At 63.8% G+C, this 26583-nt stretch carries 10 protein-coding genes; 5 read left to right on the forward strand and 5 right to left on the reverse strand.

The features are described from left to right. The 5 genes from P3W85_RS36925 to P3W85_RS45715 form a co-directional block, all read right to left on the reverse strand. A partial coding sequence (locus P3W85_RS36925) for an Eco57I restriction-modification methylase domain-containing protein (protein WP_276268432.1) occupies positions 1-3017 on the reverse strand: 3017 nt, incomplete at its 3' end. A gap of 418 nt (positions 3018-3435) precedes the next feature. Next, on the reverse strand, positions 3436-6213 hold the full coding sequence (locus P3W85_RS36930) for a helicase-related protein (protein WP_276268433.1): 2778 nt from the start codon (positions 6211-6213) through the stop codon (positions 3436-3438). 5 nt (positions 6214-6218) lie between these two features. Beyond that, entirely contained in the window at positions 6219-11495 is a 5277-nt protein-coding gene (locus P3W85_RS36935) for a DEAD/DEAH box helicase (RefSeq protein ID WP_276268434.1), read from the reverse strand. Next, positions 11492-12613: a Fic family protein gene (locus tag P3W85_RS36940; RefSeq protein WP_276268435.1), complete on the reverse strand. Its 1122-nt coding sequence runs from the start codon at positions 12611-12613 to the stop codon at positions 11492-11494. Before P3W85_RS36940 ends, P3W85_RS36935 begins: the two co-directional genes overlap by 4 nt. 893 nt (positions 12614-13506) lie before the next feature. Next, positions 13507-13668, reverse strand: a complete 162-nt coding sequence (locus tag P3W85_RS45715; protein WP_430869693.1) for a hypothetical protein — start codon at positions 13666-13668, stop codon at positions 13507-13509. A gap of 312 nt (positions 13669-13980) precedes the next feature. On the opposite strand from P3W85_RS45715, the gene P3W85_RS36950 reads away from it, so the two are divergent. The 5 genes from P3W85_RS36950 to P3W85_RS36970 form a co-directional block, all read left to right on the forward strand. After that, entirely contained in the window at positions 13981-15981 is a 2001-nt protein-coding gene (locus P3W85_RS36950; RefSeq protein ID WP_276268436.1) for an AAA domain-containing protein, read from the forward strand. A gap of 39 nt (positions 15982-16020) precedes the next feature. Then, the gene (locus tag P3W85_RS36955; RefSeq protein ID WP_035812676.1) at positions 16021-16947 is read left to right on the forward strand and encodes a TonB family protein; all 927 of its coding nucleotides are present in this window, start codon (positions 16021-16023) and stop codon (positions 16945-16947) included. A gap of 2 nt (positions 16948-16949) precedes the next feature. Further along, the gene (locus tag P3W85_RS36960) at positions 16950-17465 is read left to right on the forward strand and encodes an RNA polymerase sigma factor (protein WP_276268437.1); all 516 of its coding nucleotides are present in this window, start codon (positions 16950-16952) and stop codon (positions 17463-17465) included. Between the two features lie 120 nt (positions 17466-17585). After that, positions 17586-18587: a FecR family protein gene (locus P3W85_RS36965; protein WP_276268438.1), complete on the forward strand. Its 1002-nt coding sequence runs from the start codon at positions 17586-17588 to the stop codon at positions 18585-18587. Positions 18588-18871: 284 nt separating this feature from the next. Continuing rightward, a partial coding sequence (locus tag P3W85_RS36970; RefSeq protein WP_276268439.1) for a filamentous hemagglutinin N-terminal domain-containing protein occupies positions 18872-26583 on the forward strand: 7712 nt, incomplete at its 3' end.

Consider the following 26583-nt stretch of genomic DNA (forward strand, 5'->3'; position numbering starts at 1 on the left):
GTGATGTCGCGCCAGCCCATCAGCCACCGTCTGGTCCAGCCTTTGTCGCAGAGGCGCTGGTCCACTTCGGCCTGGTTGACCCAGTAGCGGGGGGTCACTGTATAGGTCGAATCTGCCTTCTCTGCGGAGTTCAGGTCACGGCTGTCGCCATCCGCGCTGTAGGTGGCCCAGCGGTGGTCGAACTGGTGGAGCATCTTCGCCTCATACAAAGGCAGCTTGCTTTGTCCCGGTGCGTCTGCGAACAGATGGCTGTCACCCGACATGTGCATCATCGCCATGAAGCTGATGCCCCAGGGGTTGCCATCTGGCCGACTTTCATCCACCAGCACAGGCGCGGCACGATGAACCTTCTTCGTGAATTCGGCATCTCGCTCACTACGGAACACAGGGCAGGTGAGCGTGTTGGGGTTAAGCCGTTCGAACTCATCGGCGGTCAATCGAAAGCGGCGCCGCTCATCATGAATGTGTGCCGGTTGTCGAGCGAAGAACACGAAGTCCGCTTGGTCTGCCACACCCAAAGTCAGCAAGCAGAAACGGAAAGCATGATGCACGGCAGGGAAAACGAACTCCTCGTTCTCGAATGAACGAATGTTCACCAGCCGTTGCCGCCCTATGAGGTCTGAAAAATATGCCTTAGTGCTATCGTCAGTCGCAATGCCGGTGGGCACGATGAAGCCAGCACGGCCGTTGGCGTGGGTGATCTGGTTAATGGTTTCGGCAAACAGCGCATAGGTGTTCACGTCGCCCACGCCGGTGAGAGGGTAGCGGCCGCCGTCATTGCCTTTCACGTGGGCGAACAGGCTTGCTGCTTCCGCAGTGCGGCGGGATGAGATGAATTCACTGTACAGACGCTGCTCCGCCTCGCATTCGTGCGGTGGGTGGTCGAGTTCAGGAAACAGATGGCGGGCCAGCATGCCTTCGCTGAGCCATTGGATGCGTTGGGCGCGCTCGGCCTTGTTCCTAGCCTGCGCCACGTCGCGGTGGCGAGTGGCGAAGAATTCTTCTTCCTGCAGCTTGATGCGCTCCCACGGCGGATTGCCCAGCACGCAATCAAACCCTCCCGAGGAGAACACCTGCGGAAAGGCCAGCGGCCAGTGCAGCACGCATGCCTGTCGGCAGGCAGCTTGCGCGGCGGCGAGGGCGCCCCGCTGGTCGGAGGGCAAGGCGGTGCCTTGCAGCGTGAGGTAGAGCGTGGCGGTGGTCGGCACGTTGTCTTGCGCACCGTCCGTCTTGGGCAGCAGGTAGGCGCCCAGCAGCAGGTCGGCGGCCTGGGCCAGCCGGCCAGTTTGCGCTTGTTGCAGGAAAGCTCGGTAGACAGTTTCCTTGGCGGCGATTTCGTCGGTGGTGTTCTCGGGCAGGGCTTCGAGGGCTTGCAGGGCGGCGAGGCCGCTGTCCCTCTGGTGGGTCACATCGAGCTGGCCGAAGGCTTGGGCGGCGCGCTTCTTTTCCAGATCCTTGAGGGCGGCGGCGTTGGCTTTGGCGAGCTGTTTGCATGTCTCCTTGTCGTCGCCAGAAAGCGGTTTGAACGCATCCTTGGCGATGCCGAGTTCCAAGGCGTTCAAATCGATGAGACCCAGCAGCGCGTCGCCTACCTGCAGGTGGTGATCCAGAAAACCCAGGGGACGGCCTTCCTCGAAGCCCTCCAGCCACAGCGCCGTGCGGGCCAGTTCAATGGCCATAGGGTTGCGGTCCACGCCGAAGATGCAGCGGGCCACCACCTCTCGCAGGGCGTGGCGGTAGTCTTGCGGCTTGACGGCGCCTTCCTGGCCGCTCTGCACGGCGCGCAGTTGTGTCAGTTTCTCCGCTAGCCGGCGTGCCGCAGCCAGCAGGAAGTGGCCGCTGCCGCAGGCGGGGTCGATGACGCGGATGGTGAGCAGGGCGTCAATGGGGTTGGACGGGTGGGCGGCCAGGCGCTGTTCGATGACCGGGTCCAGCGCGGACTTGATGAGCTCCTGTACCAGTGCATCGGGCGTGTAATAACTGCCGGTGAGCTTGCGAGCGTTGCCGGCTGTGCTGCCTTCGGAGGTGAGGCCCACGAAGCCGAAAGTGCGTGCCGGCAGGTCGATGCTGGGCACCAGTTCCAGCAGGCTCTCATACACGCTGCCCAGTTCTTCCGGGCCCATGTTGCGGTAGTCCACCGGGGCGAAGGTGCTGGCTCGGCCCTGCCCGGTGTTGGCCCAGCGCAACTGTTGCATGGCGGCGAGCAGGTGGGCGTTGGCCAGGCCGGCCGCATCCAGCGCAGGGCACTGGCTGGCCGCGAACAGGCCGCCGAGCGCGGGCAGCGCCAGGCGCGGCTCGCCTTCGGCTAAGCCGCGGAACACGATGCGGATGGCCTGCCAGTGGTCGTCAAAACGGGTGCGGGCGCGGCGCTTGAGGCAGCGCTCGCGCAGGTGGGCCAAGGCATAGCCCTCGGCATAGGCGCGGCGTGCGGCCACGGCGGCAGGGCTATCGTCCTGCGCATGCAGCAGCCCGCGCTCTTCCACGCTGAAGACGAAGATCAGGCGGTAGATGAGGCGCAGCAGTTGCTGGAAGTAGGCGTCCTGGCTCAGCGTGCCATCGTGCAGCGCGGTACGTAGCGCATCGTTGGCCGGGTGTTGCAGGAAACCTCCGCCCAAGATCATCAAGGCCTGGGTGACCCCTTCGCGCAAGCCCTCGCGCACGCGGGTGCCTTCTTCCTGGCCCGCTTCGCGCCAGAGCTCCCACATGCAGAGGCTCGGGCCGGGCGCGCTCGTCTGGACGGATTGCGGGGCGCGGCTGGCATGCAGCAGGCGCCAGACGTTGGCGAATTCGGCGTAGCGCTCACCGCCGAGCAGGTCGGCCAGGTCCACTTCCAGAAAACTGGGGCGGGTGAGTGTGGCGGCGTCGCGCAACAAGCGCAGTTGCCTGCCGTTGCTGACAATACCCCACTGGTGCCCCGGGCTTGTGTTGAGCAGCTCCTGCATGGCCTGGAAGGCCGACTTCTTGCGACTTCCGCTGCCAATCACGGCAAACCGCGGGTCGGCGTCGTCCAGGCCCAAGGTGTGGGGGGCCACCAGCACCGGCAGGCCAGGGGCGATGAAGGTCACCGGGTAGCGGCGTTCGCCCACGCTGAACGGCTCGGCGGCCTTCAACATGGTATAGCCCAAGGCGTCGCGCAGCAGCTCGTGCACGAAGGCGGTGGTGAGCGCGGCAGCATCCACGTCAGTGCGTTCGAGCTGGGCCGCGAAGTGCTTCCACTGGGCGCAGGCGATCTGGAAGGCCCGGCTGTATTCGTCCTTGAGCTTGACACCTTTTGGTGTACCGTAGTCGGCCTCGGTTTGACCGCTCGCTCGGCCTTGGGCGGCTTTGTCGAGTTGGTCGGGCAGGAATAGGCCGCCTTCGAGGGTGAGTGTCGGCAGGTTGAGCGCAGCCTGTGCTTTGCGGACTTTCTTCATTGTTTGGGTCTCTGGCGGTAGCTCACAGCGAATCTGGCAGCAGCACGTACACGCCCATCACGTCTACCGGCAGGCAGGGCCTGACGTGGTAGTGGCCCACGTCGCGGGCGGCTTCGCGCACCCGCTGGTGGTCAGCCAGAAGGGTCTGTGCACGCTGCTCGGCCAAGGCTTGCAGCTGCTGCGGGTGGGCGGCCAGGAAGTCGAGCGCGGCGCATAGTTCGCGCTGTACCGCATCGGGTGGCAGGTTGCCGCTGGGCGTGCATTCAAGCAGACGCACCACCGAGTCGTCGCTGAGCCATTGCGGTTGGCTGCGGCCTTGCACGGCCAGCGCAACGGTTTCCTCGGCCATCATCTGGAAGGGCTCACGGCGGCGCACGTAGCCGAGCTGGTGGCGCAGGCGCAGCAGGTAGACGGTGGTGACGGCCTGCACGCCGTCGGTGAGGGTGGCGGCGCAGCGGGCGGCAAGCGGGCGGTCGCCCGATAGACTGTCTTCCAGCAGGTGTTCGGCCAGCAGGCCCACCAGTGGGTGGCTGCGGTGCAGTTCGTCGAAGTCGATGAGCAGCGGCGCGGTGATGCCTTCATCGGCCAGGCGCAGTTTTAAGGGTTCGGGCAGGTGCTGTGGCAAAAAGCGGTGTCGCTGCTTGCGGGCGGGTTCCAGCGGTGAGCCCAGTCGCACGCAAGCGCTTTGCAGGAAGCGCTGCACATCGGCTTGGGTACCCAGGGCTTCTTGCTGCTTGTGCCATTCGGGCAGTACTTCCTCTGGTTTGATACGGCCCTGCCTGAACACCGTGCGATTGGCCTTGGCCTTTTCCAAGGCGTCTTGCCACCGAGCTTGCAACGGCTGCAGTTCAACGTTGGCCTCGGCGAACATGTCCGGCGTGTAGGGAATGGCCACGCGCTCACGCCGCATCAGCGCGGCCTTGACCAGCGCTTGGTTGATGCGGGCTTCGTCCTCGGGCAGCGGCACCAGCACACCCAACTCTTTCTGAATGGCCTCGCCCTTGCGTAGGATGACGTTGAGCACAAAGCCATCGACCGGGTTGTCCTGCCCGTAGAGCATGGTGCAGCGGACTTCGTCGGCTTGCTGGCCGAAGCGGTCCACGCGGCCTTCACGCTGTTCGTGGCGGGTGGGATTCCAGGCCAGGTCGTAGTGAACGACGGCAGTAAACAGGTGCTGCAGGTTGACACCTTCCGAGAGGCAGTCGGTGGCGACCAAGATGCGGCTGTCGCCATCGGCCATGTCTTCGACGCGCTCGCGCCGTTCCTCGGGCGTGAGCTCGCCGGTGACCGCTTCCACCGTGGCCTGGGGAAAGGCCGCTTTGATGTGTTCGGCTACGTAGTGGGCGGTGGTTATGTAGCGGCAGAACACGACAGGGTGGTAGCCGTCTTTGAGCAGAGGGCCGAGGTGTTGGATGAGCACGGCCAGCTTGGGGTCTCCAGCCTTGCCTGACAGGCGCTGCGCGTCGGTGATCAGGGTCTGCAGTTGGCCGGCGTCTTGCAACTGTGCGGGGGGCTCTAAGTCGCTGCCAACGAGATCGTCGGCTTCGCCGTCATGCAGGCGGTCATCGCGCAGCGCGTCCTCATCAAGCAGGCTGCCTTCCAACCGAGTGGTAAGGGCTTTGACCGCAGCCGCGGGCGACGAAGCAACGCAGCGTAGCAGGGCAAGCGTGGCATACCAGATCAGGCGGGCGCTGCCCGGGCCTTGTTGTTCGATGGTTTCGGCCAGCTCTCGGCAGTAGTCCTGCACGGCGTCGAAGAAGGCGCCCCAGTTGCCGCTGAGCTGGTAGGTGACTTCGGTTTTCATGCGGCGGGGGAAGCCACGGCCGTCCTGCGTTTCGGCCTGCCATTCGGAAATATCCTTGCGGCGGCGCTGTACAAAGTGGCGGGCCAGTTCCTGGCGCAGCGGGTCGCTGGCGGACATGCGGCCTTGTAGGGCGCCAAAGCGCGGGTCCAGCAGCGAGAGCAGGTTGTAGAACGCAGTCTCATCGCCCGAGTGCGGGGTGGCGGTGAGCAGGATAAGGTGGCGACGCTCGTCTTGCGTCAGTCGTTGCAACAATTCGAAGCGCAATTGCTTGCCGGCGCCGCTGCTGGCGCAGGTATGGGCTTCGTCCACGACGATGCATTCCGGCGCGATGGCCAGGAAATGCTCTCGGTGGCGCTCGCTCTTGATGTAGTCCAGGCTGACCACGACGACCGGGTGGTGATCGAACAGGCCTACGCCGTTCGGCAGCTCGCGCTCGACGCGGGCGGCTGAGGCAGAGGTGAGTGCTACGGCCTGCAGGTTGAAGCGGGTTTCCAATTCGTCTTGCCACTGGTCCACCAAGTGCGGCGGGCACAGCACTGCGAATCGGGCGATTTCGCCACGGTCCATCAGCTCGCGGGCGATGAGGCCGGCTTCGATAGTCTTGCCGATGCCGACGTCGTCGGCGATCAGCAGGCGCACGGTTGACAGGCGCAATGCCATCAGCAACGGCACAAGCTGGTAGCCACGCGGCTCCACGGCGATGTTGCCGAAGGAGCGGAAGGGGCCGGCACCGGCGCGCAACTTCAGGCGTAGCGCGTCGCGCAGCAGCATGGCGGCGGCTTGATTGCCCGCGCGGGCAGGGTCGGGCCAGGTAAAGGTGGCGGGCTCGACGGGTTGCAGCTCCAGCTCAGGGATGAGGGCGATCGTGTCGTCATCGGCGCCGCCAAGTGGGCGCAGGCGCAGCCAGTCGCGGCGCGAGTCGCTTTGCACCACCCATTCGCGCCCGCGGGCGCGCACCAAGTTGCCGGGGAGAAAGTCGTGTTCGAGGACGGTCATAGGATTCACTCTGCGGCGCTCAACACGTCAGCATGAGCTGCGAACATCCCGAGCCAGTGATCGGGGTCGGAAAAGTCGAGCAGTCGCCAGCCCTTGTCGTGCAGCAGGGCAGTGGTGGTGGCGTCCACTGGGGTCAAGAAAACCAGGGTACGTGCTGCCTTGTATTGGGCAGCAGCGATGGCAGTACCCTGGTTGACCGGAACGTTCACGGCATCGGGTTGGCGCAGGCCGGCTTGGGTGAGCGCTGCCAGCCACGCCGCGAGCGGCTCGCCAGCCGGCACAGTGGCCGGTGCTTCGGACGCTGTGCGTTTGAGATGCACCTGGGCATTGGCTAGGGCCACCAGCAGCTTGAGCACGTCCGGGTTGCGGCGGTTGATGTGCTCGTGGTCCGGCTGGTTGAAGTAGGACAGCAGGCATTGGTAGCAGCCGGCTTCGCAGATGTGGTTGCCCAAAAGGTCAGTGAGTTCCAAAGCGGGCAGTTCGTCCAGTTTCCACGGCCCCTGCGGCGTGCGGTAGTGGAGTAGCCGCAGGGCATTGCTGGCGACATGGGCCAGGCTGTCTGGATCATGGGCGAGCCGCGTCAGCACACCAGCGCCGCCCTCTGCAGCTTCATAGAAAAGGAGCGCGCGCCGTTCGTCGGTCCTGGGAAGGGGTTCGGCCACCAGCTCGGATTCTTCGATCTGGAAGGTCATCTCGATGCCGCGTTTGAGCGCGGCCTGCAGGGTGGCCATAGCCTCCAACGACAAGGGCTGCACCGGCGCTAGGATAAGCAGGTTGCGGTGGTCCTCCACGAAGGGAACGATGCGCTGGTTGGGCACCTTGTCCAGCAAGGCGTCGTCATTGCTCGCATCGTCCGCGGCATCAGGGGCATCCTGCTTGCTCCAGGTACCGGTGATGGGATTGATGTAGAAGCCCAGTTGTTCCTTGTTCTTGCGCCGCCGCCAGCCGCGGTTGATGCGCCAGATGCGGGCGGCGGGAGCGTAGGTGATTTCGCCCAGGATGTCGTCGTCCAACCTGACGTCCGCCTTCTGGCGTGGGATCACACCATCTGGACCGGGCAGGAAACGATAGGTGGTCTGAAGTTCGAAACCCTGGCGCTGGCGGTCCTCGTCGTTGACGGAGATGCGCTCGACCGGCACCGTCTCGACGGTTTCAATACGGTAGAGCTCGCGCACCCAGTCGTGCTCGGTGAGCAAGGCATCGCAGTTCTCGCAGCGGTTGACCAGGGGTTGCTCGCCGGGCTCCCCTAGGTGGCCATAGCCGCATTGGCTGCACACCAGGGAGGTAATCGTGGACAACAGGCTGTTGCTGGAAATGTGATCAGCATTGCCGACGTTGAGCTTGGCGCGCACCACGCGGTACATGCGGCCTTGGTGGTAGATGAGGCTGCGTGGTCCGAATTCCGAAAGAGCCAGAAAGCGCGGGCGGCTGACCATGCTGCCATCTTCATCCTTGCCGTTGGCGGTAGCACCGCCGCGTGCAGGAATCCAGGCCATGAGTGGCAGGCGCGGGAAGTTGTAGCCTGGCAGAAAACCTTGGCTGGCCAGGTACCGGTAGGAATAGAAATCGGTGTTCTGGCCATTGCCGGTTTTGAGCAGTACGGCATATTGGCGCGCGGCGTCGCCATAACGTCTTTGCGCGTTCTGGCGTTCGCCGTGCGAAGCGGTGTGGCTCTTGACGATCTGGTCCGCCATGTCCATCTGCTGACGCGTGGCATCGAACAACACGCGCCAACGTTCCAGCGCGTTGGAGAATTGGTCCGGCGCGCGCTGGATGACCTGGTTCACGTAGTCGGGCGAGAACCAGTGGCTGCTGTCCAGTTCGGCTTGCAACTGAGCCACCACGCGCTGCGCGCTGGCCTGGGCGCGCTGCTGTACAGCGGGGGCATTGAAAGTTTCGTGGTAGTTTTTCTTCAATGGCTTGCCGGGCTGGTCCAGGTCCAGCATGGGCGCGATGCTGGCATCCAGTGCGATCTGAGTACTGGCCAGCCAGACGGCCTGCAGGTGGCTTTCGATCAGGTCGCGGTTGGCCAGATCGAGCGTGGGGGGGCGCACCACACCGTGCACCATCTCGTTGGCATGATGGAAGAACCATTGGTCATGCGGGCTGAGTGCTGCACAGTAGGTAATAACCAGTGCCTGTTGGCCGGAACGCCCCGCCCGGCCACTGCGCTGGGCGTAGTTGGCAGGTGTAGGTGGTACGTTGCGCAGGTAGACGGTGTTGAGTGCGGAGATATCTACGCCCAGCTCCATGGTGGGAGAGCAGAACATTACCGGCAGGCGCTCCAAAGGCGCTTCATGCACGGGGTTGGTGGCCCAGTCCTTGCGGTCCTTGTCGGTGTAGCGAAAGCGTTGCTCGAGCAGTTGTCGGCGTGGCGCATCAATCTGCGCTGTGTGCTCCTGGGCTTCGAATTCAAACAAGGGATGGGACGGGATGCGCATCAGATCCGCGATGCTCAGGTAGAGCGCACGGAAGAATTGGTTGATGCGGGTGTCTTCACCGAGTGCTTGTTCAGCTGTCAGACACCAGTCGAGCGCCGCAGCGTTGAGACGCCAGCCCACCAGTTGATGGTCGACGGAGTGCTTTTGAACATAGCCATATTGGTTGGCAGCCTTCAGCAGGGCCTCAATCAACTCGGTCCAGTCGGCGTCCTTCCAGTTAGCGACCAAGGTGGCACAAGCGGGGTCCTGCCAGAGTGATGCGGTCTTGACCTGCCGCAGCAGGCGGGAGCGAGGACCTCCGGTGACGAGGTCGGCGCGAGGTTTGCCTTTGTATTCGGGGCGTTTACCTAAGATGAGGTAGCGGCCAGTCTCCAGTTTCTCGTCCGGAGCGAATGCCCAGCGTTCGTTCAGGTAGGTGTGAGCACTGGTGCGCGCCTTGTCTTGCTCGACAGGATCGAGATAGCGCGTTTCCAGACAAAGGTTGCGCCGCAAGGCGTCGAACAGCAGTTCGCACAGGAGGGCGCGATGCGCAACGCTCAGCTGGCTCAGGACTTTGTCCTTCGCAAAAGCGCTGGCGTCGGCGCAGAAGTCGTCCAGGCTGCGGTAGCGGATGGCCAACAGGTCTAGTTGGTCCAGGTTCGGGTTGTTGAAACGCCAGCCGCGACGCAGGTCGCGTAGTAGCCTGTAGGCGATGATGAAGCGCAGGGTGCGCTGGGCTTCTTGTCGTGCCAAGCCCATGAGCTTTGGGGTGCGCAGGTATTCAACGAGTGTGATTTCGTCCACCCTGTTGAAGCCCAACGCTTTGAACACGGCTTCGGCCAGTTGTTCTTCATTCAGTAGGCCACCGTGATCTTGCAAGGCGCCGATCAGGCCTGCGCGCAAGGTCAGCAAAAAGATGAAGTCATTGAAGTGGCCAGCCTGTAGTGCGGCGTCCTGACGGTTGTCTGTGAAGCCGAGCAGCTTGCGCGGATCTGGTTGACCCTGAGTAGGTTCGGACAATTCAAAGAGTTGCTGAAGCGCGCTGAGCGCGATCATGGTGGTGGCCGATGAACGGCCCTCGCCAGACAGACTGGACAGGCGGTTTGCGTCTTTGCCGCGTGCTTCATGGGAGACGCCGCAATTCAAGCAGAAGCGGAACTTACTCGGAATGAACCAGAAGGCTTCGCCTGCGCCGTCACGGCCCTGAACATCGACGGCCACGTGGTAAGGCACGGAGTTCTTGTAGGGCTGCTTGACCTTGACGTTGTCGCGACTGAAGTCCAGCCAGCTTTCAGGAAGGTCTTCGATGACGCCACCATATTGCTGGCCGGGCATGATCGGGCACAGGAAGCCGTAGGACACGTCCTCGCTTTCCTCTGCACTGACGTCGTCAATTTCGCGCGGGATGAAACTGGACGGGCGTTGCTTTGATTGCCAGACCGGGAGGTATTCCTGTCCACAGTCTCGACAGAAGTGGACGGGATAGAGAAAGACGCCCTCGTCTTGCCTGCCCGGGGCGAAGCGTTGAGCATCCAGCGTGAGGTGGCGTTTGCCTGGTGCCTCCAGTGTGGTTAGTACCTTGCCCGGGCCGCTGATGAACTGATGTAGCTTGAAGGCGAAGGGCGGGCGGCCCTGGGGCGTGCGTACCTCATGCGCAGTGAGCAGAAAGCGTTGCAAGGCGATGCGTGCAACGGAGGCCTCACACCCTGCGTCGGCGGCCAGCTTCTCGCTGGCGTCTTGCAACCTCATCGGTTTGGCGCGGCGGGGAGGCTCGTTGTCGGGCAGCTCGATGCCCAGGTTCAACTCGACCCAGATGGCTAAGGGGTCGGCTTGGAATGCAGCAAAGTCCGCCCAGCTGTCTTCGGCCCGCGTGATGGCGGCAGGGAGTTCTGCACGAATGGCTTCCACGTCCTTGAGAGGATTGGTGACGCGCTCCAGCGTTTCACCGATGACATCGTGCTCTGTGATGTGCGCGCCAAACAGTTTGCCAGCTACCTCGGCCACAGTACGGTTGCGATCTGCCTGCGTGCCCGAGTTGGACATGGTGGCTGAGGTGCCAATGCACACCAGTTGATTGGCTTTCAGGCGCTCGCGCAGCCGGCGCACCAGCAGTGCCACATCCGAGCCCTGGCGGCCGCGGTAGGTATGCAACTCATCCAGCACCAGAAACTCGAGGCCCTCGCAGTGGTCCACCACGCGCCGATCTACATCGTCAAAGCGCGTGAGGATGTACTCCAGCATCATGAAGTTGGTGAGCAGGATGTCCGGTGGGTTGTCTGCAATGGCAGTGCGATCGGCTTCTGACTCCTGCCCGGTGTAGCGCTTCACTGTGAATGGGCGCTGCTCCGGCGCGTATCCATGCAGGAACTTGTCCAGCTCTTCCAACTGACTGTTGGCCAGGGCGTTCATCGGATAGATAACGATGGCCCGTGTGCGCGCTTTGTCGTCTGTTTCCCGGGCCTTCAGAATCCGGTCGATGATGGGGATGAAGAAAGACAGCGATTTGCCGGAGCCGGTGCCCGTAGTGACGACATAACTTTGCCGTGCCTGCCCTTTGGCCAGAGCCTGCAACTGATGGGCATATAGATGGAGCGGCTGCGCATGCCCCTCCGCTTTGCCTACCTGGAAGATTTCGGCACATGCCTTGTGGACAACCTGTTCATCCGCCAAGGCTTGTATCGTGCCTTTGCGTTGATAGTTGGGGTTGATCTGAATCAGCGGTTCGGGCCAGTAGCGGCCAGCCGCGTATTCCTGCTCCACCACGCGCCGGATGTCTTCAGCTGCGATGCGGGTGAAGCTGCGGGAGAAACTGCCGTATTCCCCGATCAGCCGGTCCCTGAAACTGAAAACGTTGTCCATCATTTGCCCCCTTGTTTGTCTTGGCGGCCATTGGGGGATACGTCATATGACGACGCGAACTCATACCAGACACCTCGACCAGCCCCGTGCTGCCCAAGATGCCCACGCTCCACCAGTGCCCGAAAGTGCTGCTTGAGCGTGTTGCGATTGCCACCAGTCAGCCGCATCGCGTCCCCCATCGTGATACGCCCATGCTCCCGCGCGAACTCCACGATCTGCAACGACAGCTCGGGCAGTGCTGCAAGCACCAATTTCTCGCGCTCAACCTTGCGATTGAGTCGACGGACCTGTTCCGCCAACGCACGCAGGAAGAAGACGAGCCAGGGTTGCCAGTTCGGAGACTCGGTCCGGATCGTCCCTTGTGTCTGCCGTAGTGCGAGGTAGTACGCCTCCTTGCTCAGTTCGATCACACTTTCGAGTGAGCTGTAGGGCACGTAAGCGTAGCCAGCTTGCAGCAATAGCAAGGTGGTCAACACTCGACTCAGGCGTCCGTTGCCGTCCTGGAAGGGGTGGATTTCCAGAAAGACCACGACCCAGATGCCGATGAGCAGCAGGGAATGAAATCGCGCGGTGGCGCGCTCCTCGTTGAACCAGGTGACCAACTCGGTCATCAGGCGTGGCGTGTCGAAGGGCGTCGCGGTTTCGAACACCACACCCAACTGCTTGCCATCCTCGTCGAAGGCGACCACGCTATTCGTGGGTGTCTTGTAGTTGCCCCGATGCCAGGCGTCCTTCTCGCTGTAGGTCAGCAGGTCACGGTGCAGTTGTTTGATGTGGTTCTCAGTCAGCGTAATATCTGGCCAGGACGAGAACACCAGTTCCATGACCTCGGCGTAGCCGGCCACCTCCTGCTCGTCGCGTGTCGTGAACGACTTGATCTGCAGGTTGGACAGCAGGCGCTCGACCTCGCGGTCCGACAGCTTGCTGCCCTCGATGCGGGTGGACGAGCCAATGCTTTCTATGGTGGCGACCCGGCGCAATGCCGAGAGCCGGTCCGGCGCCAGGGTGCCGAGCGCGCGCCAAGCGCCCTTGAATTCATCGACACCGGCGATGAGGCTCAGGATTTCGGGGGTTATCTGGACGGCATGGGATCGGATCATTGGCGCCAATAGTACATCCATTTACACCCATTTTCCAATGCCGCTGGGGTTTTGCTCATTATTTAACCCATTTGCACCCATTCTTTCGCTGCCGCCAACCTGGCCGGCGGCTCTGAAAGCTATCTCCAAAGCACTTGGACATCCTCCCAGCAAAATCCCACAAAACTCGACAATTCAAGAGGTTGTAGAGTTTTATGGCTGGACACTGAGGCGCCTAATGTGGACCGACAGCCAGGCGCTGTTGCTATGCTTGAGATGTCGAACCAGTCGCACGTGGGTGCTGCAGATCGATTGCCCTCACCGTAGGGCTATGCCAGCTGGCTGGATTTTGCGGTGGAAACCTTTGACACCGGGGGCCCTGGTTGGATCAGATGTTCCGGGAGGTCGACCGACCCGACCGCGCGGCGATGCGTGAGGCTGCGCGCGAAGAACTGCGACGATTGCGTGCAGCGGCGCAACACCTCCGAACGCAGAATGACTGCGACTGAGCCGAAACGGCGCCATGCTGGCGCCCAGACCAAGCTATCGCGTCTAGCCGGAACACCCGACGACGGTATCGCTGACGGTATCAGCGCAATGTGGTAAAAAGCTGTCGCTGATACCGTCACGCCACAGTTTTTGAACGACCTACTTGGTAAAAATAGGTGGCGTTCAATGCGCTTGAGGATCACGAACTGCCCCTACTGGCGTGGTCGTTCTGCTGTTCGAAGGGGTTGTTGTGTGCGTGGGACGTCGTGAGCCGAGATGAGCCAAGGTTGGACGAGTGCCGCAAAGCAGGGTGATTTTTGCGGTACCGCTGACGGTATCATGGGACCGCGACGGATCGTAAGTTGTTGTCCTGAAAAGAGATTTTTGTTCCTATTGACGATCGAGTGGGAGTGAGGGGTGAAAAATCCCCCATATTAATCAATGATTTACGATGCCTTGCTACGCAAGGCAAGTGATGGTTGGATTTCATAAATCATTGATTTAATAGAAAATTTTTCCTCCGGGTTTGCTTCGGGCTCCGGCGCTTTGGCCTTGCCGTTTGTGCTTTTGGATACACCCAATGCTTGAGCGATGCGGGCTTGGGTCAAGTGCCGCCGTCGCCGTTCCACGATAAGCCAGGGCGTTGCCGGGCGTGTTAGCCGATGAGCAACGATTCGGCCGTGAGGCAGTGCTGGCCAGGCGGGCCTCTCCCCGGGCCAGGAAGCGCCCGGCCACTCGCGTACTCCAGTTTCTCAAACCCGGTTCGGATGAACCATCGATATACTCTGCTGAAGCTTCACATTTAGCCCGCCTTGGCAGGCGGGGATGTACATGCCGGCGGGTCTTTTGGGCTGGGTGGCGTTTAGAATGGAAAACACTTGATGTTTTTATGCTTGGAGTAACTCTTGCATAAGGGGCATATGGTTTCCATCTGTGTGAACGGTAAAGATAAAACCAGGCAAATCAGCGACTGGAAGATATGGTGGGACTCTCAACAGGGGGAGTTGATGCTGACTTGCCGTTTTCCCTCCGGCAAGTCTTACGACAGTCCGCTCAGCAATTGCAAAATTGAACCTACCGAGGTGGTGCAAGGAAAGCTCCTGTCAAAAAAAGGAGGCGCAGTATTCAGTGCCGTCGACAGGGCGGTGATCTATGGCGGGAAGTATGCCGTCGTTCAGTATCGCGGAAAGCAAAAAGTTTACGTAATGAACGCGGATCGTATTGCGTTCTGCCCGGAGACGACGATCAAGGACGGGGCGATATTCCGCTACTTCGGCGTCGTGGCAAAAGCCCGGGAAGAGCGGGCGAGTCAGCAGGACAAGCCCATTTCCAAGAATGTGCTGCGTCAACTGGAGAGGGTGCTTCCTCACGAGGACACCGCGCTGCACGCTTACTGCTCAGGACAGAACCGACCGCGGGAGCGGCCGGGAAGTCTTATTTACCCTTTCGGCGTCAACGAAAGCCAGCTCATGGCGGTGGAGCAGGCCTTCATCTCGCAAATCAGTCTGATCGAAGGGCCCCCTGGTACGGGGAAGACGCAAACGATATTGAACATCATCGCCAATATCGTGTTGCGGGGAAACACCGTCGCTATCCTGTCCAATAACAATGCTGCCGTGGGAAACGTTTATGAAAAACTAGGCAAGGTTGGACTGGACTATGTGGTCGCCAAGCTGGGCAGTGAGCAGAATCGAACGGACTTCTTCAAAGACGTACCGGCCGTGCCCTCGGAAACCCCGGCGCCTGCGCCCGCCATGGATCATATTCAAGCCGTTCTGCAGAAGCTGAAGCAGCATCTTCATATCCAGGACGCGGTGGCGCGGCTACAGGCCGAGATCGATGAATTGACCATAGAGCAGCGCTATCTGCTGCAATGGCAGCGCGAAAACATGGTGGTGGCGCCAGTCCCTCTGGAGAAGTACAGGCTGTCCCCACGAAAATCCTCGGACCTGATGGCTTATTTGGCCTATCTTGCCGCGAATCGCATCAGGCTCAAGGACCGGATCGATCTGTTGCTCAATTTCAAGATCCTGCGTACGAAGCCCTTCGATGATTGGGAAAAGCGAAAATCCGTGATCTACGCCTTGCAGCTTCACTATTACGAGAATGCGCTGCGGGATAAGGGATCGGCATTGGCAGCTTATCGGGAAACGTTGGAGCGTGGCAACTTCAAGGCATTGCTGGATGATCTCGCCGCCGGGTCGATGGCATATCTCAAACACCATCTTCATCAGCATGTCCCGCATCAGGAAGCATTCGATTCGGAAAATTACCGCACGAAGTTCAATGAGTTTGTGAAACGAGGCATTGACGTCGCGGGAGCGGGATTTCATGAGAAACCGTGCCAGTTGCGATTTTGTGCTGTATTTCAAGGTGGGGAAAACGCCGCTGGGCGTGATCGAGGTCGATGGTGGGTATCATGGCACGGCGCGGCAGGCCGAGCGGGATGCATTGAAAGACAGCATCCTGAGAAAAAGCGAGATCCCCTTGCTCCGATTGCAGACCGTCGAGAGCCACATCGAAGAAAAGATTGCGGAGTTTTTGGCCCAGTGGGCAAGCGGCGCTTCAACCGCTTGAGGGAAATGGGTGGCGCTTTCTCCGTTGGAAGTACTTCACTACCCCTCGGCAGGGTGGTGTACCGGCTCGACGCTGCTGAACGAAGTGGGCTTCAACACGCTGAGCGCCAGACAGTTCGTGCACGACGGCCGGCATATCGCCGTCGTCTTCCTTCGCTTCATGCACTTCGATCGAAGATTCTTCGCGATGGGCCTGGCGGACCATGCCGCGCGATCAGACAGCGTGGTGCCGCTCGTTCTTCACTGGGAGACTTGTGCCAGCCTGGCGTGCCCCGACCCAAGCATCGCCGGAGTGCTTCTGGCACCAGTACAACTCGCCAGCGGTCCCTTCGCCATGCTCGATGACGGGCCATGTTGCAATGTCACGTGCATGTAACCTATGGCATGTACGTTCTTACCCATTTGTTGAGCGCCTTGATCCGCTCCGGCATTTCACTCCTTCGACGATCGCAGCACGGAAACATGATAGACAACCCGGCACCGCTCAGTGTGCTTGCGCTGGCGGGATGCCTGATTTTCTTGGGTTTCCTGACTGCGATGGGATCGGTGCGCGCGCAGTTGCCAGGTTCAGTGGACGGGAGTGCTGCCGGCACATTTCCACCGGACAGCGTCGGACAAGGGCTGCGCGCTGCTGACAGCACCACCTTTGCATCGTCGGGCGGGCGGCCTGTGGCCCCCGAGGCGGGGACGAACGGGCACCTTCGCGACTTCGATATTCCTGCGCAGCCGCTGGCCGCGGCGCTCAACCGGTATGCCGCCGTAGCCAATCGGCCGGCTTTGTTTGCCAGCGACATGGTCGTTGGCCGCGTCTCGTCGGACGTCCGGGGGCGTTATACCGCCGAGGCCGCGTTGAGGATCCTCCTGGAAGGCACTGGCCTCGTCGCCGAGAAACTCGACACGGAGCTGGGCCAGACCTTCCTGCTGAAGGAGTCCGGCACGAAGCCCGCCGTCCCGCGCGTTGGCATGGCCGATCTGTTCAGCGCCGATGGCTACGCCGGAGAGGTCCAAGCGCGCATCGTGCAAGCCCTCTGCGCCGATCCGCGTGCCGTGCCGGGCCGCTATAGTGCCGTGTTGCGCTTCCGGGTGGATGCAGCGGGCCGCATCCATAGTGCGCGACTGCTCGGCTCAACCGGCGATGCCGGCCGCGATGCTGCGATACTGAGAACCTTACAGCGCGTACAAATCGAAATGCCTCCACCGGAGGCGGTGATGGAGCAGGCCTTGACCATGATGGTCCTGCCGGCTGCTCCCCATGCCAGGTCGAATGGTACGCCGCCCTGCATTCAGGACAACGGAAAGGGGGCTCCCTAGCCATGGCCGAAGATACCCAGCCGGTTCTGCTGGACTACCTGACCAAACGCTACGCCAATCTCAAGCTGCGCCTGACACGGATGCTGGGCAGTGACGACATGGCCAGCGACGCGCTGCATGACACCTGGCTGCGGTTGAAGGGGAAGCACGATCAGGGCCCGTTCCAGAGTCCGGGCGCTTATTTGGTACGCATGGCCCATAACATCGCGGTGGACGCCCAGCGCCGGCGACGGCGCGTGCTGTCGGGCAACGATATCGATACGCTGCTCAATGAAATGGTCGACCCGGCCCCCGGCCCGGAGCAGACGGCTGAGACGCGCTCCGACCTGGAGGTGCTCATGAAAATCATGGATCGCATGCCCGAGCGCCGCCGGCTGGTCGTCGTGATGGTGCACTGGGAAGATGTGACGCAGAAAGAAGCCGCCAAGCGCCTGGGAGTCTCGCTCCGCACGGTCGCGTCCGAATTGAAGCGCGCCCATGAGACGCTGAATGCCTACATCGCAGCGGAGAAAGAATAAAATGCAGGTTTGGGGTGCCGCCATTCGTCATAGCTCTTATGAGCAACCAGGACGATCACATATGCAACGGGCTGCCGTCCCTGATTTGCACCGATTGGCCTGGCCGCGCGGCATGACACTATGAAGACACCGACTCTCGCTGACAATCGCGCGGTCTCGCCTGACGAACTTGAAATGCAGGCTTGGGACTGGCTGCGCCTGCTCACCTCGGGCGATGCCGATGCGCAGGATGCCCAGGGCTTCCGGAATTGGGTGCGCAGCAGCCCCGCGCACCAGGCAGCCTATAACGAGGCCAAGCACCGATGGGATGCGTTCAGACAACCAGCCGGCGCGTTGCTGCGAACCAATCCGGAAGTCGCCGCCTTCTTCCAACCACGCCCGCAGCGTGCGCGGCATCCGGGCCGCCGGGCATTCCTGGGCGCGTTGGTGGGTGCGGCCGCCGTCGCTGGCGTGGCGGTGGTGCATCCGCCGCTCGGGCTGTGGCCTGCGCCCGACGAATGGGAGGCCGACTACCGGACCGCCACCGGCGAACAGCGCACGCTCGCGCTGGTCGATCATGTCAATGTCACGCTGAACACGCGGACCAGCGTGCGCAGGCAGCTGGCCGGCGGCCAGACTGTCGGTTTGGGCCTGATTACCGGGGAGGCTGCCATCGACCTGCAGGGAGACGGCTTCCCCTTTGCGGTCATTGCCGGCGAAGGCCGCAGCCTGGCCGAGTCCGGACAGTTCGAGGTCAGGTACCTGGACGGCAAGGTCTGCGTGACGTGCATTGCCGGTGCGGTACAACTGGAGCACCCTGCGGGCAGCCGGACACTGCGAGCCGGCCAGCAGGTGATCTATAACGCCAGTTCGGTCAGCGGCGCGGCCACCATCGAGCCGGCGGACGTGTCGGCCTGGCGCAGAGGCGAATTGGTGTTCAACCAGGCCAGGCTGGCCGACGCGCTTGAAGAGATCAACCGCTATCGACCCGGTCGGGTGCTGTTGATGAACGCCTCCGTACGCAACAAGGAGGTGAGCGGGCGCTTTGGCATCGCGTCGCTGGACCTGGCGCTGCTGCAACTCCAGCACGTCTTCGGCCTCAATGCCCGCTCGCTCCCCGGTGGCCTGACCGTCCTGAGCTGAACCAGGTTTCTCGATGTGGAGCGTTTCGAATGGACGGCGTGCCATGCACGTTGTCTGCTTCGCCGCGCGCGTTAGACGGCGCGCAGCGGGCTCGACCATCCCCTGAAACATGGATCCCAAAAAAATATTGCACGAATTGAGGGCCGCCATTCGTCCTAGCCACAACGGGGTATTTGTCGCGGGCGCGAGTCGCCTGCGATGAACAGGACTCCATGAATGTGGCTGGCCGGCGAGCGGGACGGGCAGCCGATTGCATCGATTCAACCATCGGCTGGGAACTTCACATGAACACACGCGGGCGCAGCGGCAACAGCCGGACATCCATACTTGAGGAACGGAGCTTCAGGTTCGCCCCTATCGCGCAGGCCATCGCCTTGACGCTGGTTGCCGGTGGCGTGATGGGCAGCGCCCATGCTCAGCGGGCCTTCAGCGGTGCGTGGTTTGCGGCGAAGGGTGCGACGCAGAGCGCGGCGCAATCGACCGGGCGGCTACCCAACGGCATGCCGGTGTCGGCGCTGACGAACCCGTCGGCGCAGCAACAGCAGGCCAGCGCCGAGTTGCAGCGCTCGATCGCCAACCTTGGGACGGCCGCGCAGAGCGTCGCGGCGATGCAGGCCGCGCAGGCCAGCGCCCGTGCCGCGGCGGCTAGCGCGAATGCTTCGGTGCCCGATGGCTTGACCGAGGGCGGGCTGAAGGTCGATACCAACAGCCTCACGCGAGGCTGGATCAACGCCAACGCACCCGAGCAGACGGTAGCCGATGGCAAGACGACGGTGGCCATCCAGCAGACCGCCGACAAGGCTGTGCTGAACTGGGAGACCTTCAACGTCGGCCGCAGCACCATGGTGGATTTCCACCAGCAGGCGGACTGGGCAGCGCTAAACCGGGTGAACGACCCGCAGGCGAGGCCGAGCCAGATCCAGGGGAAGATCCGGGGCGACGGCACGGTGATGATCGTCAACCGCAATGGCGTGATCTTCAGCGGCACCAGCCAGGTCGACACGCGCAACCTGGTCGCGGCGGCGGCGCGCATCAGCGACAGTCAATTCACGAGCAACGGCATCTATGGGCTCAATGGCACGGCGCCAGGCTTCACCGATGCCCTGGGCAAGGTGGACGTGCAGGCCGGCGCGCAGATCGCCACGCGCTCGCCGGCCACGGTCACGCAGGGCGGCGGCTACGTGCTGTTGCTCGGCGGCGAGGTCAGCAACGCGGGGACGATCGCCACGCCGCGCGGGCAGACGGCGCTGGCGGCAGGCGACAGCTTCGTGATCCGGCGCGGGGTGGGCACCGACGGCAATACCACGTCGAGCACGCGCGGCAACGAGATCGCGCCGCAGTTCGTGGCGGGCGGCAGCGCGGGCAAGGTGGTCAACAGCGGGCTGATCATGGCGAGCGAAGGCGACGTGACGCTGGCCGGGCGCGACGTGCAGCAGCTGGGCGTGGCGGTGGCGACGACGACGGTCAACACGCGCGGCACGATCCACCTGCTGAACTCGGCCGCCGATAAGCAGGGCAGGGTGGCGCTGGGTCAGGGAGCGGTGACGGCGGTCCTGATCGACGATGACGGCAAGACCACGGCGCTGGACAGCCAGCGCGACGCGCTGATCCAGGATTCGGCCGCGCAGGATCTGCTGCGCGCGGGCGCCGCGTCCGCGCTGTTCGACAACCTGTCGCGGCTGTCGGACCGGCGCGATCAATCCCGCATCGAGATCGTCACGGGCGGCGACGCCGTCTTCGATGCTGACAGCCTCACCCTGGCCACCGGAGGCCAGATTGCCGTGAGCGCGGCGCAGCGCAGCTTCGTGGCCAACCGGGCCCGGCTGGACGTGTCCGGCGCCGTGGGCGTGCCCCTGGCGATGGAGAGTAACAACCTCAAGATCAACGTCCAGGGCAACGAGCAGCGCGATGCGCCGGGCAACCGCGACAGCGGAAACCTGCTCAATGCCAACGTGTGGATCGACCGCCGGCGGCTGATCTATGTGCCCGCGGGTACCGGGGGCTACGAACGCGACCGCTACTACACGGCCGGCGGCTGGCTGGAAGTCGGGGGCTACCTGGGTAACCAGGGGCGCGGTATCGGCGCATGGGCGGCCCAGGGCGGCACCATCGCCCTGGGCGGGCAGGAAGTCGTCACCCAGGTTGGCTCGTCGATCAACCTCTCGGGCGGCAGCCTGAACGTGACCACCGGCTACCTCAACCGGAGCTGGCTCAAGGGGGCAGACGGGCGGCTGTACACGGTGGACAAGGCGCCGGCGGACATGGTGTTCGCTGGCGTGTACAAGGGTTTTGAGGACGAGCACGTGCGCTGGGGCAAGAACGTCACGGAGTACTACTACAGTCCCCTGATTGCGCCGCAGCGCGTGCTGGAGAATGGCTACACTGTTGGGCGTGACGCGGGCCGGCTGCAGGTGAGCGCGCCGACGGTGGTGCTTGAGGGGGATATCGAGGCGACCGTGTACAACGGCCCGCGGCAAAGCCAGGCGCGCCCGGCCGGCGCGACCGATGGCTACAAGCTGGGGCAGACCACGGCGGCGCTCGCTGGCACGCTGGCGGTGGCCGGCTACACGCCCAGCGGCACCGGCTTCATCGACACACCGGTGACCACCTCGATCACGGTCGGCAGCGGCGTCTCCAGCCATCCGGGTCTGGCAGACGCCGTCGACCCCCAACTCGTCGGCGCCACGCATCTCGATGCGGCCCGCCTTTCGTCGTTCGGTCTCGGCGGATTGGTCCTCGATGCCAAGGGTGCCGTCACCATCGACGCACCGCTTACCCTGGCCAATGGCGGTGGCCTGCGCATCCTGGCGCCCGATATCAACATCGCCGCCGACGTGACGGCGCGCTCGGGCTCGGTCACGGCCACCAACGTCGCCAGTGACGGCATCACCACGTATCGCGATGCCAAGGGCGGCGCATCGATCGCCGTCGCTCCCGGTGCGCATATCGATACCCGTGGCCTGTGGACCAACGCGCAACTGGATCCCGCGGCCGACCTGTCGCGCCTGGCCTGGATCGACGGCGGCGCCGTCGCGCTGCGCTCCACCGGCGACGTCACGCTGGCCAAGGGCGCCAGCATCGACGCCTCGGCCGGTGGTGCGTTTCTCGTCAACGGCACGTTCCGGGGCGGCAAGGGCGGCGACATCGCGCTGCTGGCCGGCTACAACCCGGCCGGTTACGCCGGCGGCGGCAGCGGCGGCGCCCTGACGCTCGGGGGCGAGCTTGCCTCCTATGGCTTCAGCCGCGGCGGGCGCTTGTCGCTCGGGCATGGCGGCGTTGTGGCGATCAACGACGCGGCGTTCGACCTGGGTACATCGATGGAGGCCGGGGCTATCCTGCCGGTCGACGTGAAGCTGACCAAGGACGTCGTCTGGCCGGCCGGTGCGCCGCTGCCGGCTGACGCTGTCATCGGTGTCCGCAACGAAGTACCGCAAGGCGTGCTGGCCAGCGATCTCCAGATCACAGCCAGCGCCGCCAAACCACTGGTGCTGACCGCCGACCTGGTCGTGCAGCCCTATGGCTTTGTCGATACCAACTTCGGCAGCTACTATTATCTGACACCGTCCGGATCGTACGACCGCATCATCCTTTATGGGGGTGGCACCATCCCTAAGGGAAGCAAGCTGGTCGATCCGATCAGCATGTTTGCCGGCAAGGTTACGGTCAGCAACGGCATTCTCGACCTGGGCATTGTCAACACCACCTACCTGCAGGGCAGCGCGGCGCCGGTCGATGTCACCTTCCAGGCCGGCGACATGCTGCGGCAGAACAGCCGGCTGGCCGTGCCGATCGCGTTCCAGTCGTTCGACACCCGGCACCTGGTCTTCGAGACGCTGGCCAAGGGCTTTTCCAGCTACAGCATCCATGGCGATGCTGGCCTGTTCCTCGGCAATGATGCCGCCATCGAGGCCAACATGCCCGTCCTGCGGCTGACCGCTGCCAGCTACGGCGTCGCCACCGGCGCGGATCCACAGGCGAGCGTTGAGCGGTATCTTGCGCCGGTCTATCAGGAAAACCCGACCACTTCCCAACTGGTTCAGCGCCCCGGCGCCGACCTCATCCTGTCGTCGTCCGCGCGCGTGGACGTTGGTCTCGGCGCGTCGATCACGGTCGATCCCGGTCACAGCGTCACGCTGGCGAGCGGTCGCCAGATCACGGTGGACGGTGCCATCACCGCCCCGGGCGGCGCCATCTCGCTGCTCGACACCTATCTGTTCGTCCCGGATCGGCTGTCCCCTGCCGTGGTTCGCGGCAACGGCCCTGGCGTCACCTCGATGTGGATCGGCGAGCGCGCCGTGCTCGACGTCGCCGCGCGCGCCTACGCGGCGCAGGACGTGCTGGGTCGCCGCTACGGCGTCGTGGCTGACGGCGGCTCGATCAACTTCGGCCGCATCCCCGGCAAGGAAGGTTCGGTCTATCTTGCCAATGCCGCGGACGCATTCATCGTCATCCGTCCGGGCGCACTGCTCGACGCTTCGGGGGCAAGCGCCGCGATCGATCGTGTCGGCAGCGGCGGCCTGAACGCCGCCAGCGACGGCGGCACGATCAGCCTGCGTTCCTATGACGGTATCATCGCCGAAGGCCAGTTGCGGGCCGCGGCCGGCGGCGCCGGCGCCAGCGGCGGACGCCTCGAGGTTGTGCTGGAATCGCCTTATTTTGCCGACACGCCCGGCAATCCGGCGCCCCGCCGTCTGCTGACAGGCCGGGTGCTGCATATCGGCCAGGACGCGGTGCCCGGCGCGCTGCCGACCGACATCGGCACCGGCCAGATCGATCAGGTCCAGGCACTCGGCAAGGGCGCGATCAGCGCGCGCCTGATTGCGGCCGGTGGCTTCGACAATGTGTCACTGTGGGGGCGTGACGCCATCGCCTTCGAGGGGGATGTAACGCTCTCCGCCGGACGCAGCATCACGCTGAGCCGGGGCGGCATCTACGATACGGTGGCTGGCGGCAATGTCCGCCTGGACGCGCCTTATGTGTTCCTCGACGGGCACACCACCGTCGTCCCGCCTATCTACAATACGGTCGCGTCGTCGTTGCCGACCTCCCTCACCGGCGTGACCGGCGGCAGCTTCACCGCCACGGCCGGCTTGCTCGATGTGCGCAATAAAATGGCGCTGGCGTTCGGTGATGTCCGGCTCGCGAGCTCCTCCGATCTGCGCTTCCTGGCGAGCAGCGATGTTCCGGATGCGGGTTTGCCGACCACCAGCCTGACGGTCCCCGCCACGCTCACGCTGGCCGCCGCACAAGTCTATCCCGCCAGCAACGCGGTGGTGAACGTATCCGCGAGCGAACTGCTGTCGATCGAACGGGTCGGCGAGACGCTCCCGCCGCTTCCCTATTCGGCCTTCGGCGGAATTACGCTCACCGCGCCGACCGTGCGCCAGGGCGGCGTGCTGCGCGCGCCGTTCGGCTCGATCACGCTCGGGCAGGCGGGCACGGCGACATTGAACACCGTGACCGAACTGCTGTCCGGCAGCATCACCTCGGTGAGCGGCGCAGGGCTGGTCATGCCCTATGGCGGTACGGTCGACGGCACATCCTACACGGTGAATGGCGTGGCACCCATCACGCCCAACCTGATCTCCGGCAAGACCAACAAGATCTTTGATGACGCGCCTGTCATCGGCATCACGCTGAACGGCACGCAGGTGATCGGCGAAGCAGGATCGCGCCTCGATCTTTCCGGGGGCGGCACATTGCTGGGTGCGGCGTTCATTTCCGGCCGCGGCGGCTCGGTCGACATATTGACCACGTCGCTGGCCAACGCCAACCCCGCCAATGGCTACAGCGCCGCGGGTAAGGTCTATGCGATCGTGCCGGGCACCGCCATCGCGCCGCCCGCCGGCGGTTCCGCCGCCCAATGGAACGGCGACGTGCCCGAGGTCGGCCAGCAGGTGACGATCGATGCCGGCGTACCTGGCCTGCCCGCCGGCACCTATACGCTGCTGCCGGCCAACTATGCGCTGCTGCCGGGTGCCTTCCGTATCGAAATTGGCGCCTCGACAACGATTGCCGCCCCGGTCGCTACCGCGCTGCCAAACGGGTCGTGGCTGCTGGCGGGGACGCAAGGGGTTGCCAACACCGCAATCCGCGACGTGCTGCCGACACAGTTCATTGTCACCCCGGGCGCCGCGACGCGCAGCTATGCGCAGTATAACGAACAGGGCTATGAGGCCTTCCAGCTCGCCCAGTCCGCGACGTTCGGCACGCTGCAGCCGCTGCTGCCGCGCGACGGCAAGTTCCTCACCATCAATCTGAGCGCGCTGTCGGCGACCAGCACCACCAAAGTCCCGGCGCTCCGTTTTGAAGGCATCGCCGACATGGCGTCCGGCCAAAATGGCTGGGGCGCCACCCTGGTGCTACCCAACCGGGCGCAACTGCTCTCGATCGGCAGCCCGGACAGCACGACCGAGCGCAGCGCCACGGTCACGCCGGTGGCGGCGGCGGATATCAACGCGTTTGGCGCGCCCAATCTCTATATCGGCGGCGCGCCCTATCTCTTCAACAGCACCAACCTCTCGTTCGGCATTGGCAACGAATACATCAACACCGGCGCCATCACGCTCGAACCCGGTGCGATCCTGCGCGGCGCACAAGTGACGCTCGGCGCGCCGACGATCACGATCGCCTCCGGCGCCGGGATCGATACGATCGGCCGGGGCACACATGTGCTCGATTTCGCGGCGACCGGCTATGCGCTGGGCCTCGCGGATTACGAGTCATCGAAAGTATCGATCGTCACGGCGTCCAATGGACGGGTGATGCTAACCGCACCGGCTGCGGTCGGCACGGGCAAGGTGTCGATCGGCGACGGCGCGGTCCTCCGCTCGGAAGGCACGGTCGGCATCTGGGCGGCCAACGAGCTCGCGTTTACGGGCACGCCCGACATCGGCGCCGCGCGCCTGAACCTGGCGGTCTCGTCGCTCAACATCGGGGGCCGGCAGACGCTGGCCGATGCAGCGCGCGCCGGCATCCTGCCCGCCGGCCTGAGCCTTGACCAGGGCTTGCTCGACCGGCTGCTCGGCGGCCAGCCTGCCGCCGGCGTGCCGGCCATGCAGGAACTGGTGCTGTCGGCGGCCAAATCGGTCAACTTCTACGGGGCGGCGTCGATGGACATCGGCGTGGGCACGCTGGTGCTCAACAGTCCGGCCATTTACGGCTACGGCGCTGCCGGCGATACCGCCAGCCTGAACGTGGACCGTTTGGTCTGGAACGGCACCCGCAGCCATGTGCGCCAGCCCAATGGCACCTACGCGTTCGTGAGCGCCGTACCGGGCGCCACCATCGCCGGCGGGCCGGGTTCGGGCCAGGGCCGTTTTACCGTCAATGCGCGCGAGATCGTGTTCGGCTACCCGCAGGATTCGCACCCGCAGCCCGACGGCATGGTGCGCTTCGACCGCCTGATGCTGGGCTTTGCCGACGTCGACCTGAACGGCAGCGAACGCATCCTTGGCAACGGCATGGGGAGCCTGTCGGTCTTTGCGCAAGGGCCCAGCCCCGACGCCAGCTTCAAGCCCGACAGCTATGCCGGCACCGGCGGCGCTCTCACGCTGGTGACGCCGCTCTTGACCGGCGCTGCCGGCTCCAGCCTCGACCTGCGCGCTGGCGACACGCTCACGGTCACCGCGCCCGCGGGGGCTACGGCGCCGGCGCTCGGCGCGTCGGCGCTCGGCGCGCAGATGCGCCTGTTCGCGGGCCACGACATCGCCTTCGACACGGCGCTGGCGCTCCCCAGCGGCCGGCTCGAAATGACCGCGTCGGGCAACATCCTGCTGGGCGATCGGGCCCTACTGGACCTGTCGGGCCGGACGATCCCGTTCTTCGACGTGACCAAATATAGTTGGGGCGGCGATGTGGTGCTGGAAAGCACCCACGGTAACATCACCCAGACGGCGGGATCGGTGATCGACCTCTCCGCCCCTGGCAGTGACGCCGGCACGCTCAGCCTGACCGCCACCGACGCGGCCGCCGGCGTCGTGCGTCTGGGCGGCAC

It is taken from the genome of Cupriavidus basilensis, assembly GCF_029335485.1.
Classification (GTDB): domain Bacteria; phylum Pseudomonadota; class Gammaproteobacteria; order Burkholderiales; family Burkholderiaceae; genus Cupriavidus; species Cupriavidus basilensis_E.